Raw genomic sequence first — 14985 nt, forward strand, 5'->3', positions numbered from 1 at the left:
GGGCGTGAGGATGGAAAAGGTTTATCGTCTGCTGGACTGGCTCGACATGGGACAGGCTGCGGACTGGCTTAGCACCCTAACAGGGGCCCCAATAGGTCGAGGGGAATTATTTAGGCTGGTGCTTTCAAAGCAGTGTGACGTCTACATCCAACCCTTCGGTCTGCGCGGCCACTATATCGACAATGATGGTTTCGAGGTGGAGGTTATCGGGCGAGGTTTTCAGTTGGTCGTTGGCCTTGAAACTATCAGGGAAAGCGACGAAAAGACGGGGCTGCCAGAAAAACGCAGGTTCAGCCTTGAAGGTGCCAGATATGAGCCCGACCCATTCGACAATGGTATAGCTTCTAGGGCTGATTATGACTACTGGGAAGCCATCACAGAGGATGGGAAGCGCTATTCGGCGTTCTTCAAGCCGGAGGATATCCGGGCCCTTGCTGCAAAGATCAACGGTATAGAGGACGGATGCGACGCCGAACCAGAAGACTTGCGCCAGCAACTAGAGCAGGAGCGCGCGACTAGGGAGGCTATTGAAACCGAGTTTCTAACGCTCCGCTACGAAAACGGAAAAAGAAACATAGATGACATACGGAACATGCTACATGACCACACAGAGTTTTCAGCCATGCAAATGCGAGCAGAGCAGGCCGAAAAAATGGTGGCTGCCATGGATAAACAACTGACAGAACAAGCAGAAGCCAAGCGCCAAACTGATGAATTACTTAAAGCCATGGCATCCAAGCTTAGACAGCAACATCAAGGCGAGCAGTCAGATATCCTGGACGTAGCCGCAACTACAACCCTGACTTTCCCTTATGCAACAAAAGAGCTTGAGGCTATGCGCAGCGTTGCCATGGAGTATTGGGCAGGCCATACGCTAGACAAGCGACAACCTAAGCAGGACGCTATTCAGCGGGCAATTTGCAAGGCGCTAGGCCTTGAAACACCAGCTACTAAAATACCGCCTAACAAAGCGATTTATCTAGCAACGGCCATTAAGCCGGAGGGCCTACCAAAAACATGACATATGGGTATGACATGGGGTCATGACACTATGTCACCCCTTCCTGACATATCGCCTAGCTCTATTAAATCTGTCCCGTCGCCATCAATAACGGGAAACAGACATGAGCAACATTCACCCTATCGAGACCGCCAGCGCCTTTCAGTTTGACCCTGCTAACACCATCATTCGCTTCCCCGAAGTGGAAGCCATCACTGGCTTGGCCCGTGCAACCGTCTACAAACGCCTAAAAGATGATCCAACCTTTCCCCGCCCGGTATCGCTGAGCAACAGCAAGTCCCGTGGTTCACCAGTGGGCTTTGTGCTGGCCGAGGTTCATGTCTGGGTACGCCAACGCATCGCCCTGCGTTCGGTGGCCTAAAATGAAAACAAAAAAAATGGCCGACCAACAGGCCAGCCACGAAAACTCTCGCATAAATGATAACAGTCAAAATGCTCAGAACGCACGGCTTGCCGGTCGTATGGAGCAAGGCTCCATTGATACGTTCGCCATAATGCGTGAACTCAACATCTGCCGACCTGGTGCGCGTATCTGCGACCTGCGAAACGCCGGTTACGAGATCATCACCAATCGCATAGTGCTGACCGATGAATGGGGGCGTATCCATCGTGGCGTTGCCGTGTACACCCTGATCGCCAAGCCTGGCGTAAGGGCGGCCGCATGAGTGCCCGCATTGTTCCAATCAACTATGAAGGCCAGGCCGTGCAGTTCAACGCCGAAGGCTGGATCAACGCCACAGAAGCGGCGAAACGCTTCCAGGCACTCCCGAACGATTGGCTACGGCTTCCAGAAACCGAACGCTACTTGAATGCTCTGCGGGCTAGATACGGGGATATCCCGTATGTAAAAACTAGCCGTGCTCGCACCGATCGCGGCGGCGGCACCTGGCTCCATCCAAAGCTGGCAGTGAAGTTTGCCCGATGGCTGTCAGTCGACTTTGAGATTTGGTGTGACGAGCAGGTAGACGCCCTGATACGCGGAGAACTCAACTCGCGGTCGATGGCCCGCCGTCAGGCCGCCGTCGGTTACAAGAGCTTGTGCGACGCTCTGTCGCTGACCTATGAGGCCATCGGCAAGATCACGAAGCCGCACCACTACATGAACGAGGCCCGGTTGATTAACGAGGTCATCACGGGCGCCTTCAAGGGCCGCAACCGTGACCAAATCACCCAGGCTGAACTTGAGCTGATCATGCTGGTGGAAAATCGCGACGTGCTGTTGATCGGCCAGGGCAAGGACTTCGCGGCCCGGAAGAAACATCTGCGGGGCTACGTCGGCGATCTGCAGATGAAACTGATCGGGAGCATAGCCGCATGACGCCCACTCAATCATTCCCGAGTGTTGCCAAGTTCAAGCGCTCTGACTTGCTGCCGTTTCAAACGGAGGCAGTGAGGCGCGACTCATCCCGGCGCGTGGGCGGGCACAACTTCGGCGTGAAGCTGGAGGCCGAGCGCCCTTGTCACTTTGAGAAAGGTGTCAAAACTCAACTCACAATCATCTGACAGACTGGCGGGATCAACTCCAGCGATTGCGGCCGGGTCATCTACCTACTGGCGCGGGCAATTGTGCGCAGCGCCTGAACCATGAACGCCGAATCACCGCCCGCCTTATCAATGCAAGCTTCAAGGAACAGCGCCCGCTCCTCGTCCGCTTGAAGGTGGTCGGTGACTTCCCACCTGGTCAGCCTGATGGTCATACCTGCAATTCTTTCGGCGTGTGTGTCTTGAGCCAGTCGGCCAAAGCGGCGTTCATGCGCGTTTGCCAGCCTGGGCCTGATGCTCTGAATTGCTCCAGAACTTCCGCATCAAGTCGCAGGTTGACATGCTCTTTGGTCGCGCCCGCTTTCGGGCGCCCGCGCTTGGGCTGGAGCATTTCCTTGGCCTGGGCGTTGCCGAACAATCCCGGCAGTACATCGCTGGCCGGTCTGGCCTTGACGAAGTCCTTGGGCGACCACTCAGGGTTGGTCTCATCGACCATTTCAGATTTGGGCTGTTTGCTCATAGTTTTTGACCTCCCGTTTATTAGCTTTTCGAAAACTGATGACGTGAACCGCATCGCCCCGAGGGGTGAACACCACGACATACAGTCGATCACCTATGAACCCCATCGCTTGATACCGGATCTCGCCGTATTCGAATCGGTCGTCCTTTTTGATAAGGGCTGTAGACCATTCAAAGTCCGCCACCTGAGCGAATGGAAGACCGCGTTCCTCGGTGTTGCGGGCGTCTTTGGCTGGATCGTAAGTAATCTGCATAGCATTAATGTACCCACAATAATTAATGCACACAAGGTATTGCGCCGCCATTACGAGTATGAGTGCCAAGACCGCCCGCACCGCAAACCAGATAAGCAACCTCAAGAAGCCCGCCTCGTGCGGGCTTTCTTGTTTCCGGGGTATTTGTTTTGTGACTCTGGATACCCTGACAGCTCTCGCCACCGCGTAGGCCGACTTGTGGGCTTCAAGAACATTGAATCAGGCATGCCAGGATTAGCGTTCAGTCCTCTGCGCAGGTTGTCGCCGTCCAGCACATAACAGGCATAACCGTGCGCACAAAGCCTGCTATGCCATCGTCAGCGATGAATTCCCTGCTGCGGACAATCCGGTCAGCCAAATCACATCCCTTCATGCACACAACGCGCCTTGTGCTCCAGGGCAGAGAGGCCGTGACTGGAGAGGCTAATGTTATCGGTCATGTTCAGGGCTCTTCAAACAGCGCGCCGACTCGGCTAACAGTTCTGGCCACAGCCGCGCCCAGTCGCTCTCATGACTCATGCCTGGCACTGCGCGTACTTGCGTGCAGCGACCTCCCGTGGCGCGTGCGAAGCGCTGGGCAATGGTCGACGGTACGATCCTGTCTTCACTGCCGTAATAGTGAATCTGGGGCAAGGTGCTGATCTGGGACGCGACGTCGATTGCATTGAGCGATTCAGGCATGGGTGTCACCCGGTGCAGGCGATTGACCTCGGCCGTGTCCAGGTTCCCGGCCACGCTCCGCAGCGTGGCGACATCGTGACGCCGGGCTGCTATTAGCACGGCGATGGCGGCGCCTCCCGAGTAACCCACCAGATTGATCGGCTGCCCTGGCACCTGCCTGGCGTACTGACTCACAGCCTGATCCATCGCCACAACCACGTCTTCGGCGAAACGCTTGCTGGTCCAATAGCCCACCTCGCAGCGCGGGTTGGCGGCCATCAGTGTGAACTGGCAGGGCCGTGCGAGGTAGACCCTATTGGGCGCCGGATCGACCGACGCCAGTTCGAGCCCTTGTGGTTTGCGTGGTGTAGGGTTCATCGACGGCTGGCTGCGGGTGCGCCAGGCAAAGCCGTCGCCTTCGATATAGACGGTCAGCGGCAGGTCGGGCCGAGTGATCCGGTAAAAGCTGGTCAACACAAAGTTGTTAGTCTGGACTTGGCCTCGTATCAAACCGCCTGACTTAGCCAGGATGTCCGCGCGATGATCGAGTTCGGTAAAGTTCGGGGTTTCAACACAGCCCACCAGTAACAGGGTAAACAGGCTGGTCAGCAGGCCTCGCCAACGAGATGAGGCAAGACGTGAAGGCTGTTCGAGTGTTGGATATACGGAAGGAGGATGGGGGGCGTCGCTCATAGAGGCTCGTTAGAATAATGAAGCTGCCAAGCGAGCGACTGTACGTTAATAATCTGCGACCCGACAGACATGAAAACGCCCATTTCTCTCAGATGAGAAATGGGCGTATGCCTTTACATTAGCTGTTCTTTAGAACGCCCAACGTGCCTCGGCCGAGGCTGTCTGGTTGAGGAAGTTGGTGCGTTTTTCAACGTCATAACGCACTGACAGTTGAAGCGGGCCGCTAACCTTGTAGCTCAACTCCGTACCGCCGCGAACCAGCCAGCGTTGAGGCTCGCCACCATAAGTGGTGAAGGCAGCACCAGGTGCTCCGGCGAAACTGCTGACGACCGAGTCACGGCTCGCCTTGAAGTCATAACCGGTGCCCACGGTGCCACTCAGACTCACCCGATCGGTGAAGTCGTGAGCCAGCTTGCCGTCCACGCCAAGAATGAACTGATCAGTGCTGCGGCTCTTGGCTTGCAAGTCCAGCGCATCGGCACCTTTCTCGTTGTAGGACTCGTCCTTGATCCAGGTGTAATCAGCTCGCACTGAAGGTGTGAAACGGGTGGCAGTGGTCAGGCTGAATGTCCGATCCAGTGCAACGCCAGCGTGAGCGGTCCAGGAGTTGTAACTGGATTTGGCTTGCAAACCGGCGAAGTCGATATCTCGCTTGCCATCGTTACGGTTCTGACCACCATCGATCTGAAAGCTCAGGTCGGTATTATCGTCCAGGTGATAAGTACCATAGCCCACCAACTGGTAAACATCGGTGGTGAGTGACTGACGAGCCGAGTTACCGCTGTTATGGGTGTCCGCTTTGGCGTACACGAACGCAGTACCGAGAACCCAGCGATCATTCAAGCTGCCGTCGAGACCGAATGCCATCCCTCCAACGCTGGATTGGACGCCCGGTGTGCCGCCATTGCTGTTCAGATCAGCCCAAGAACCGAAAGGCTTGATCCAAAAGTGATCATCACTGAAAGCGCTATCACCGGAGGACACGCCGCGCACTGTATCCGAACGCGCCTGAACCACCCGATTGATACTGGTCAATGCGGTCTGGGCTGCTACGGTTGAACCCGCGGTCTGCGGCAGGATTTCACTGACCGCCTTGGACACTTCGGCCTGAGTGGTCAATGGGACTAAGTAACCGGCTAACTTACCGTTGGGATTGCTGGCGATGACTTGATCCAGAACTGCGGCAGCTCCCCTGCCCTGCGTATTGCCAAGGGCCTGAATACTGCCCACAACCGTGTTAGCGCTGCCACCACTATTGCCGCTATCGCCAGTAGCAGCGTCTGTGCCAGTGCCAGTATTGGTGCCAGTGCCAGTGCCAGTGCCAGTATTGGTGCCGACGAGGCTCAGATCGACACTCTTGCTGTTGTAGACAGGAGTAAAGTCAAACAACAGACTGTTATCAGTGACGTGTCTGAACTGCCCGCTGACCGTACCAGTGGTGCTGATCACATTGGCGAGCTGATTACCACCGGCCAGGGTGTTACCACTTTTAACATCAACATTTAAGGTGCCGTCCAGTTGAACGTTACCTGTGGCGCTAAGCTTGCTGTACTGCGATGAACTGTAGGCACTCACCTGCAAGGTGCTGCTTGCACTTTGAGTGAAGGCGCCGCCGACGGTCAACGTTGCATAAGGCGAGGTCGTCGTTCCAACTATCACGGAGCCAGAGTTATTGAGGTCGCCACCGATAGACGCGTTGCCAGTGTTGAGCGTTGCGCCGCTGCTGACATCTACCGTGCCCAACAGGCTTGAACCGCTGGCCATGGCCAAGGTGCCGGCGCTTACTGTCCAATTCTGGGTATAAGTGTCAGTGCCTGTCAGGGTCCAGGTACTGTTGCCTTCTTTTTCAAAGTCAGCAAATCCCTGGTATTGCGCCGCACTCCCTACAGTGCCGACCGAGCCAAGATCGAACGTAGTGGGAACCACAAGATTATCACCGCCCAGGACCAGCACATCACCGCTGCCACCAGTGCCACTGGTGCTCACCACGTTTCCGTTAATGACTGAACCCGCTTCGAGTACCAGCTTGTTGTCGCCGCCGGACAGCTCAATCGCATTGGCCCGGGCACCGCTGCCATTGTTGGCAAAGCCACCGGAAATAGTCCCGGCGTTATAGATAGCCGAAGTTCCGGTTGCGACGATACCTGCGCCACCGGCACCCTCGATGCCGACCTGGCCGTTGCTGCCGGAGATGCCGTTCAGACCATTAATGCTTCCGCCACCACCAGTGCCGCCCGCACCGCCCGCGCCACCTATCCCGCCTATGCCGGCGGCACCACCGTTACCGCCCTGAATGCTTCCGGTATTGACTATCCGCATGTACGAACCGCTGACGCCGATGCCGCCAGCTCCGCCATTGCCACCATTACCGCCGATGCCACCAGCTCCGCCATTGCCACCATTCCAACCAACCCAACCATATTTACCCTGGCCACCAGCCCCCCCGCTGCCGCCGGCGCCACCGACAGTGCCATTGGAACCATTGCCACCGGTGATACTGACGTTATTGGTCACGGAAAAGTTACTGCCGGAGATTCCGGCACCACCGGCTGAGCCAGCCCCGCCACTGGCGCCTGCACCACCGTTGCCGCCCAAGCCCGAATAAGTGTAGCCATTGCCGCCATTGCCTCCAGCGCCCGGCGCTAAGCTAGAGACGCCGAGACCACCGGTTACGGCGGCATTGTTGGTAACAGCAAAAAAACTTCCGCTGATGGCCGAAGAACCATTGGCTGGAGAAGAGTACGTGCCATCCGAACCAGAGGCACCGCTATATGCTCCCGCACTGCCATTGCTTGCAGACCCGCCGCTGCCTGAGCTGCCAGTGAACTGACCCGAGATCGCCGTGGTCAATGCACCGCCGACAGAGCTCGCGCCGGTCAATGACAACGTACTGCCGCCACCCACCAAACTGCCGCCTGTAACGCTCAGGGGGGCAGAGGCGTGCAGCGTCGTTGGGCCATTAAAAGCCGAGAGGTCGGAGGCGAGCGTGATGGTACTGACGCCAGGATCAATATTCACCGAGCCGCTGGTGGACAGCCGCTCACGCAAGGAGCCTATACCCGAATCAGCACCGGTGGTGACGTTGTAGCCCGGAGTCGCAAAGACTGAAGAGGCTATTCCCAGCGACAGCAAGGCCAGGGGCCAGGCGGCTGCTTTACCCCGAACTCTCGATGTGCGGGCTCCCGGGCCGCTGGCCGATACTGAACCACCACAGGTTTTCGACTTGGCGACTTCGGAAACGACTTGCGGCGCCCCCAGACGGCTATTCCACACCAGTCGATATATAGCTTTGTTCATTTACATGGGCTCCAATGTTCTATCGTTCTATTATTTTTTGACCGGATGTTCAAAGAATCTTGACCCGTTGTATGTTGTGTTGGGGGTGTTGCCAGAAAGCATCATTGCTGAAACGCGCAAACACATCGGGGGGCAGAATTGTTGGCCGGCTGCTGGCTTGAACGGTCGGCCTCACGTCGTGTAACCCTGGCGTGCCGGCGCGCTGATCGAACGCCTGCGCATCGAACTCGATGTTGTGCACGTCGTGACTGAAGGAAGGTTCATTAATGAAGGCGTAGACGCCCTTAAGTACCGCTTGCGGGTTGCTGACCAAACTCTCATAGCGCACTAACAACAAGTGGCTGGCATGCTCGCCGTAAAAAGCTTCTTTAAGGGCGTTGTAGGGATAACCGAGCATGCCATCGGCACCGGCCACGGCATCGGCGCGACTATAAACAGTGCCACCCGCCTGGAAGTTGAAGAGGGCTGAGGGCGAAAATGTGTTGCGCTGAACCAAGCGCTCGATGCTATCAATGATCCACGGTACGTCACGCACACAGGCAATCACTTTGCTGCTGGGGAACAGGCTTTGCAGCAGCCCCATGCGCGAACACCAGGAGCGGTTACTGTCGAAAATCACCGGCGCGGTAAATTCCTCACCGTAGAACTGTTCAAACAACCCACGCAGGATGCGCTGGCGTTGCTGATCAGAAATAAACAGCGAATATTCGTTACTGCCACTCATGCCATTGAGCAGGTCGTTGACCAGGCCGGCAAGAGGACCGCTCATGTTCGCGTGAAAGCGCGGATTTTGGCGCAACAGTGCCGAGAGCAAGGTCGAGCCGGAGCGAGGCAGGCCGGAAATGAAATGCAGGGTGCGCTCAGCCATAAACAGGGCTCCTTACCGGAATGGTCATGACGTCTTGGCTCATGGCAGAAACAGCCGATGCCAGACGCTTTCGCCGCTGTCGCTGATACCAAAACGCTGAAAGCCGACACGCTGAATAATGCGAATACCAGCAGCGGTCTCAAGCTTCGGATTCTCGGTAACGATCATCATCCCTACAGGTGCCTGGGCTTCACCGGCATACGCCAGCGCCAGTTGCTCATAGGTCTGAGCAAACACACATGGAGCCAGGCCCACGTCGCGGCAATCCTCACGGATGAAGGTGCGATAGAACCAATAAAGCGCTGCGCCCGCAGCGGGACAGGCGCAATACACCGAGCTGACCCCAACGATCCGGCCCTCGGCATTCAAGGCCACGCAGGCCACTTCAAACGTTCTGCGCCAAGCCTCCAAAGGATCCTGTATCGCACCGTTGTCACGCCAGAAGGCGATCAATTCGCTGCGCAGCGTAGGTGTGGTCTGGTTCCACACCCAGACAATCTGATATTTTTTAAATGAACTAATGACTGACACGGGAGTGTTCCGCTATAGAGGTCAAAGGGAGATCCAGGCTGTCACTGCTCAAAAAAGGCATACGCAAGCGATCATCGTTCAGGAACAATTCGCACCACAGGCGCCAGAGCTTGATCAGCCTTTGCTGACCACCGGACTGGCGCATATCCCGGGTGGCCCGAGCCAGCACGCTGGCGAAGGACTGGGCGTAGAGTCGACAGCGGCTGCACTCGATATTCGGCGTACAGCACTTACCGCTGCTCTGGCTCAAGTCAGTGTTGTAGTGACGAAGGGAAGGGCTCAGTAGCACACCACAATCTCGAGTAACAGCACCTGGGCTTTGAGCATCGGGATACAAGCCAGCCGGATCATGTATTAAGTTATTGAAATCATTGTCATACAGGACCCGCTGTCCCGGCTGTTGCAACACCAGGGCGATACTGTCCCGCGCACGTCGCAGATCGTCGTCGCTTAGAATCAGATTGTCTGCGGCAGTACTGGTGATGTGATATTGGTCGGCACCGGCTCCGCTGCCGATAAAATCCATGTACTTGGTAGTGGGGCTGTAATGGTTGAAGGTCAGCGCCAAATCATTGTCTGCACACACTTGAGCGATATACGGAATATCGTCGAGGTTGCGCGCCGTCAGAGTGAACACGAAAACAGCCCGGCGGTCGCGACGGTAGTTCTTGAGCTGCTTGGTCATTATGTCGGCGCCGCGTAGTTCGCGACTGCGCTCGGGATTACCCCAAAGCGAGACGTGCACTCGATAATCAATCTCGGCGCTCAAGCGCTTAATACCGTTGGTAAAGACCACGCCATAGGGAATGTGCCTGCTGGCAATGACTAGTTTTTTCTCGGCCAGCGAAGGTTCGGCTCCGCCAAAATAACCGTAGCGCACGCCCCGTGCGCCTTCGCCCGCAAAGAACGCCTCAATGCGCTGCAGGTCCTTGACGTCTGGGTGTCCGAGGTAGTCGTCGCCTGAAAAGAACAGACAACCTTCGCAGGTAAGGTTGCACACCGAAGTGATGTCGTACTGGCTTGGGCGAAGAGGCAGCAGCTCTTGACGCAACAGCTTCCAGAATTCGGTGTCACTGAGCATTTGAGAACCCTGTTGTGGTCTATGAACAACGTCAAAAACGCTCACTCACTATAATTCCAGCAAGCACCTAAAAATTTCTTCAAGAAATTCAATAACTTGCGATCTATAATGGTCCGTTGCGCTTGAGCCATAGGGCTTGACTAGTGGCTATTTGGCACCTACTGGCTGGTATAATGCCAAGTTATAAAAAAAGTGCTACTGAATATCTCAACAACGACTGGCTTGATCAAAAATCACGTCGTGATTGCCGCGCGTTGCGCACAAAGCGAGAACAAAACGAGACCGTTCATCCGATGCGTTAAATCGAGCTCACAATCAATTCTGAGTATTTTGAGCGTAGTAAGGGCAGCACAGGAAAAAATGCCCCAGCAGCGGGCACCGCGTATCCCCTGGTGCAAGAAAGTAGGCTGCGCGAATTTAATAAATCCGACTGCTTTTCTTAAGTGTCCAGCCAACACAACTTCAAATCAGTGCTCTTTGCTCAGCCGTTGATAATTCATCATCGGCGTGTCCCCCATGCACGTCCTGGCGAGCGTTGAACCAGCCGGGATGTAGCACCGGAAAATGCTCTTTCAGCCAATCCACAAATGCATTCACCTGTGGCGCAAGATGCGTTCTGCTGGGGTAAAGCACGGACACCGGACGTGCCCTTGGACGAAAGGGTTTGAGTACTTCAACCAGTTCTCCGCTTGCAAGGAAGGTTTCAACGGTGATTCCCGGAGCTTGAAGAAGGCCGAAACCTGCAACGCCGCATTGCACGTAGGCATTCGACTCGTTCACGGTAATACCTCCATGAGGCGTGTGAGGACGATCTTCACCACCCACCGAGAAATGCCAAGGTAACGGTCTGTTATTTTGACCGGAGATGAAGCTGACACAACAGTGGTCTACAAGATCTTCCAGCGTTGTTGGTTCACCGCACGCCTGGAGATAATCTGGTGACGCGCAGGTCACCATAGTGGCGGTGCCTATCTCTCTAGCCACCATGCTTGAATCCGGGAGTTCGCCTATTCGCAGCGCACAATCGATGCCTTCAGCGACTAGATCTACCGTGCGGTCGGTTACCCCTAGAGCAAGCTCAATTTCAGGGAATGCTTGGGTAAATCGCCTCAGGCTTCCCATGAAACTGCGCTGAGCAAAGGCGGTTGGAATGTCAATGCGCAGTCGGCCCCGCAACGTCGATCCACTGCGGTCGAACATGGATGTGGTTTCTGCAATGTTTGCCAAAAGCGCTTTAACGCGCTCATAAAACCTCTCGCCCTCAGCAGTCAGCTTCACTTTGCGCGTAGTGCGCTGGAACAGACGGACACCCAACGAAGCTTCAAGATCCTGAATTGTGCGTGTGACGTGCGGGCGCCCTGCCTGCATCGCCTCTGCAACTTTAGTGAAGCTACCCAGTTCCGCTAACTTGGCGAATACCTGCATCGACTGTAGAAGCTCCATCGGGGTGTTCCTCGGAAAGCATGGCAATTGAATGATTGTTGCTTTTCAGAGTAACAATCCTGTTGGTTTCTGCACATTTATCCGGGCTCGCGATACCTGAACAATGTCCCCAGCGCAAAGGCGGATGAGTGCCTCCTTCTGCATACCCTGACTATTGCTGGAGATAAAAAATGAAAGCGTGGCTTCTGAAGGATTTCGGGTTGGACAATCTGGTGCTGGGTGAGGCAGAGACACCTGTACCCAAAGCTGGGGAGTTGTTGGTAAAAGTGGGCGCTGTATCGCTTAACTTTCGTGACAAGGCCATCGTTGACGGTATTTATGAGCCCCATAAAGTACCCAAACCGCTAATCCCCGTGAGCGATGCGGCGGGTACTGTCGTGGCCATCGGCGATGGCGTCAGCCGCTTTGCTATCGGGGATCGGGTGAATTCGCACCTCTACTCACGTTGGCTGGATGGCATGCCCGGGCCGGATGAGCCCGACTACTGCTTCGGCTCGCCTTTGCCCGGTGGTCTGGCGGAATTCATGATCATCCATGAGGACAGCGCGGTACGCGCACCCGATACCCTGTCGGATGAAGAAGCAGCGACCCTTCCGATTGCGGCCCTGACCGCCTGGTATGCACTCGTTGATTTCGGCCAGATCGAGGCCGGCCAAACCGTTTTGGTTCAGGGTTCGGGAGGCGTTTCTGTTTTCGCGGCACAGATTGCAACTGCGCTGGGCGCCAAGGTTATCGTTACCTCAAGTCGAGATGAGAATCTGCACGCTGTCATCAAACTGGGGGCTGTAGCGGGAGTGAATTATCGTACCCACCCTGAATGGGCAGAGGAAGTGCTGAAGCTTACCGACGGCAAGGGTGTGGACCTCTTGCTAGACGTAGCCGGTGGGGACGGTATCAATCAATCTATTGCTGCGACCAAGGCAGGAGGGCGTATCGCCCAGATCGGCTTTCTGACCGGTCAAACATCGGCGCTGAACTTGATGCCTATGATCTTCCGGCAAACCACCATTCGCGGCATTGCCGTTGCTCCACGCTCTTCATTTGACCGCATGAACGAATTTTTGAATGAGCACAAAATTCGCCCTGTGATCGACCATGTGTATCCATTCGAACAAGCACGCGAGGCGTACGAACACTTGGCCAGAGGGGCGTTTGGCAAGGTAGTCATCAAGATCGCGCAAGACTGAAAAAACGCATGATCGCCGCCGCACACCGCTAAATTTTTTACGTTTTTTTGCCCATCAGAAAACTCAGGGCTCATCGCTCCAGTGAAGGTTCACCGTGCCGGTCGACGTACCTTCCAGTACAACGGTGCCTCGTTTCTCATGGCCATTCTGGCTGGCGATGATGAGGTATTTATCTGCCGGCAATTTAACGTAAAGAATGGGACCGACCTGACTCACCGACAATAGTGAGCGTCCTTTTTCAGTCTGGATCACAACGTCAACACCACCGAGATACTTATTCTCCGGCCCGATGGAAAAGGTGATGTGCAAGTTGTAACCCTTGACTTGCTGGATGGCCTGCGACTCGTCCTGACCAACGCCACCGGACAGATAGGTGATGCCGTTTTGCTCTTGCGGCACCAACTGTACGACCGACATATCAACTGGAGCTTCGTTGGCGGCCTGCAGTACCACAGGAGAGAAACTCAACAGCATGACAAGGACAACTCTTGAAGGCGTTAACCCATGGACGGACGTCACAATGAATACCCCTTAGTGTCATGGCCAGATTAGCGTTTGATGAGAGAGATCTTGGTTCCTTCAATACTGACGCCAGCCATCAAGCCTTGCTGATCGAAGACAAATGCATAAGCATCGTCCTTCAGCGTCGAGCTCGACAGGTTCTTTGCGAGCCCTTCATCAACCAGGACGACAGTTGGCCCTACGCCAATTTCCCACCCCTTGGTTTCACGCACATAGTTCACCGCTTTTTCGGTCATCAAGAACATCACATAGCCGTATGACTGCGCGCCTGCTTGCAAGCCCCATGACCCGGTCACGGAGTTGTAATAGCCCTCCACTTTCGAGCCTCTCAACAACTCGCCTTCGCCATAGCTGCCACCAAACACAAGGCCCGCTTTGACAATATTCGGGAATACCAGCACAGCCTTGGCACTGCGCGAAATGGTCTCAGCAGATGGATGAGTTTTGTAGAGTGTTTGCAAGGCCTGCCGGGAGCTTTTGTCCAAGTCCTCAGCAGTCGCAGCGCTTGCGCTATTCAGCAGGGTTGCCGATGCCAGCGATACGGTCGCAAGGATGATTGAGAGGAAGAAGCGGACTGACGTTGTCATTGCTGTACTCCTATGTTCACGATAGAAGGGATGTGGCAACAGCGCCCATGCAGGTAATAAACAGGCTCCGTAGCCTCAGGGAAATAGTCCGGCGCCATGGGGGGCCGCACTACCTTGAAAGCCTGGCTCAAGAACGCCATGATCACCGTCACCTAAACATGGCAGTACTCTTGGTCATCATCTGCCAGCGATCTACTGCTCTTCAGGCTGAGTCTAGTTGCTGTGCCAGGTTTGCCCGGTCGTAAATACAGCGCCCGACAAATGGTGCAGGCACTGCACTTTCAACGCGGACTAGCTGCCGACAGAGGCTTGAGGCAACGGGTAAGAGTGGAGTTTCTGAAGTCGGGCTTGCAGTGTTGAGCTGCTTGCCCGGCCACGTTGAAATTAGCGGTCTTGTTTGGTCGTTGATACGGCCGCGTTAGACAACCCTTTGGCGTTATGATCGCCCGGCGTGGTGCCAGAAATAGACGTTGCCTTGGACAAACCGCGAGTATCTCTAGACTGCGCGACGCCTGAAGTGATCGAGCCACGGTCATCCTTATCAGTAAGGGCATTACCGATATGCTGACCGTTTACCCCTCCGTCCCTCACGGCCTTGCCCGCGTGGTCGCTGCTCAGCCCCTTGCCCTGCCCATTGCTTCCGGTTCCGCCAGAATGCCCGCTACTGCCGCTGCCGCCACTGCCACCACCGTGACCGCCACCACCGCCATTGCCTCCACCTCCGCCATCTTTTGCATGGGCTGAGGAGATGAACGAAAACTCACCGGGCAGCATGGATATCGCTGAAAACACCATCAGGCATGCAGCAACAGCCATGAGCTTTTTTGTTATAAACATGAC

At 55.5% G+C, this 14985-nt stretch carries 17 protein-coding genes and 1 pseudogene; 5 read left to right on the forward strand and 13 right to left on the reverse strand.

The features are described from left to right. The first annotated feature begins 10 nt into the window (after positions 1-10). From AC1MEA_RS03120 to AC1MEA_RS03135, 4 genes are all read left to right on the forward strand, one after another. On the forward strand, positions 11-1021 hold the full coding sequence (locus tag AC1MEA_RS03120) for a hypothetical protein (protein ID WP_480916663.1): 1011 nt from the start codon (positions 11-13) through the stop codon (positions 1019-1021). Between the two features lie 103 nt (positions 1022-1124). Beyond that, on the forward strand, positions 1125-1382 hold the full coding sequence (locus tag AC1MEA_RS03125) for a helix-turn-helix transcriptional regulator (protein WP_480916664.1): 258 nt from the start codon (positions 1125-1127) through the stop codon (positions 1380-1382). 1 nt (position 1383) lies between these two features. Beyond that, positions 1384-1686, forward strand: a complete 303-nt coding sequence (locus tag AC1MEA_RS03130; RefSeq protein ID WP_480916665.1) for a helix-turn-helix domain-containing protein — start codon at positions 1384-1386, stop codon at positions 1684-1686. Further along, a complete protein-coding gene (locus tag AC1MEA_RS03135) occupies positions 1683-2339 on the forward strand; it encodes a KilA-N domain-containing protein (protein ID WP_480916667.1) in 657 nt (218 codons plus the stop codon). Before AC1MEA_RS03130 ends, AC1MEA_RS03135 begins: the two co-directional genes overlap by 4 nt. A gap of 226 nt (positions 2340-2565) precedes the next feature. Here the strand turns inward: AC1MEA_RS03135 and AC1MEA_RS03140 are convergent, their stop codons facing one another. The 10 genes and pseudogenes from AC1MEA_RS03140 to AC1MEA_RS03185 form a co-directional block, all read right to left on the reverse strand. Next, complete coding sequence (locus AC1MEA_RS03140; protein ID WP_480916668.1) at positions 2566-2718, reverse strand: DNA-binding protein; 153 nt, start codon at positions 2716-2718, stop codon at positions 2566-2568. Beyond that, the gene (locus AC1MEA_RS03145; protein ID WP_480916670.1) at positions 2715-3023 is read right to left on the reverse strand and encodes a BrnA antitoxin family protein; all 309 of its coding nucleotides are present in this window, start codon (positions 3021-3023) and stop codon (positions 2715-2717) included. The genes AC1MEA_RS03140 and AC1MEA_RS03145 overlap by 4 nt, the downstream gene beginning before the upstream one ends. Then, complete coding sequence (locus AC1MEA_RS03150; RefSeq protein WP_480916671.1) at positions 3001-3381, reverse strand: BrnT family toxin; 381 nt, start codon at positions 3379-3381, stop codon at positions 3001-3003. Before AC1MEA_RS03150 ends, AC1MEA_RS03145 begins: the two co-directional genes overlap by 23 nt. Beyond that, positions 3378-3551 (reverse strand): hypothetical protein, encoded by a 174-nt coding sequence (locus tag AC1MEA_RS03155; protein WP_480916673.1) that lies wholly within the window; start codon positions 3549-3551, stop codon positions 3378-3380. The genes AC1MEA_RS03150 and AC1MEA_RS03155 overlap by 4 nt, the downstream gene beginning before the upstream one ends. A gap of 154 nt (positions 3552-3705) precedes the next feature. Continuing rightward, positions 3706-4629, reverse strand: coding sequence for an alpha/beta hydrolase (locus AC1MEA_RS03160; RefSeq protein ID WP_480916675.1), 924 nt, complete (start codon positions 4627-4629; stop codon positions 3706-3708). Between the two features lie 129 nt (positions 4630-4758). After that, complete coding sequence (locus AC1MEA_RS03165; protein ID WP_480916676.1) at positions 4759-7926, reverse strand: autotransporter domain-containing protein; 3168 nt, start codon at positions 7924-7926, stop codon at positions 4759-4761. 49 nt (positions 7927-7975) lie between these two features. Continuing rightward, entirely contained in the window at positions 7976-8794 is an 819-nt protein-coding gene (locus AC1MEA_RS03170) for a sulfotransferase family protein (RefSeq protein ID WP_480916678.1), read from the reverse strand. Positions 8795-8833: 39 nt separating this feature from the next. Beyond that, a complete protein-coding gene (locus tag AC1MEA_RS03175) occupies positions 8834-9325 on the reverse strand; it encodes a hypothetical protein (protein ID WP_480916679.1) in 492 nt (163 codons plus the stop codon). After that, the gene (locus AC1MEA_RS03180; protein ID WP_480916681.1) at positions 9312-10406 is read right to left on the reverse strand and encodes a hypothetical protein; all 1095 of its coding nucleotides are present in this window, start codon (positions 10404-10406) and stop codon (positions 9312-9314) included. The genes AC1MEA_RS03175 and AC1MEA_RS03180 overlap by 14 nt, the downstream gene beginning before the upstream one ends. 528 nt (positions 10407-10934) lie before the next feature. Further along, positions 10935-11831: pseudogene (locus tag AC1MEA_RS03185) on the reverse strand (LysR family transcriptional regulator); the annotation flags it as partial. Positions 11832-12019: 188 nt separating this feature from the next. Here AC1MEA_RS03185 and AC1MEA_RS03190 point away from each other — a divergent pair. Then, on the forward strand, positions 12020-13036 hold the full coding sequence (locus tag AC1MEA_RS03190; protein WP_480916682.1) for a zinc-dependent alcohol dehydrogenase family protein: 1017 nt from the start codon (positions 12020-12022) through the stop codon (positions 13034-13036). Positions 13037-13099: 63 nt separating this feature from the next. On the opposite strand, the gene AC1MEA_RS03195 is transcribed toward AC1MEA_RS03190, so the two are convergent. From AC1MEA_RS03195 to AC1MEA_RS03205, 3 genes are all read right to left on the reverse strand, one after another. Continuing rightward, positions 13100-13510, reverse strand: coding sequence for a carboxypeptidase regulatory-like domain-containing protein (locus tag AC1MEA_RS03195; RefSeq protein ID WP_480916683.1), 411 nt, complete (start codon positions 13508-13510; stop codon positions 13100-13102). 74 nt (positions 13511-13584) lie between these two features. After that, a complete protein-coding gene (locus AC1MEA_RS03200; RefSeq protein ID WP_219063453.1) occupies positions 13585-14145 on the reverse strand; it encodes a lipid-binding SYLF domain-containing protein in 561 nt (186 codons plus the stop codon). A gap of 384 nt (positions 14146-14529) precedes the next feature. Continuing rightward, on the reverse strand, positions 14530-14982 hold the full coding sequence (locus AC1MEA_RS03205; protein ID WP_480916685.1) for a hypothetical protein: 453 nt from the start codon (positions 14980-14982) through the stop codon (positions 14530-14532). Positions 14983-14985: the final 3 nt, after the last annotated feature.

It is taken from the genome of Pseudomonas sp. ASL8, assembly GCF_056680355.1.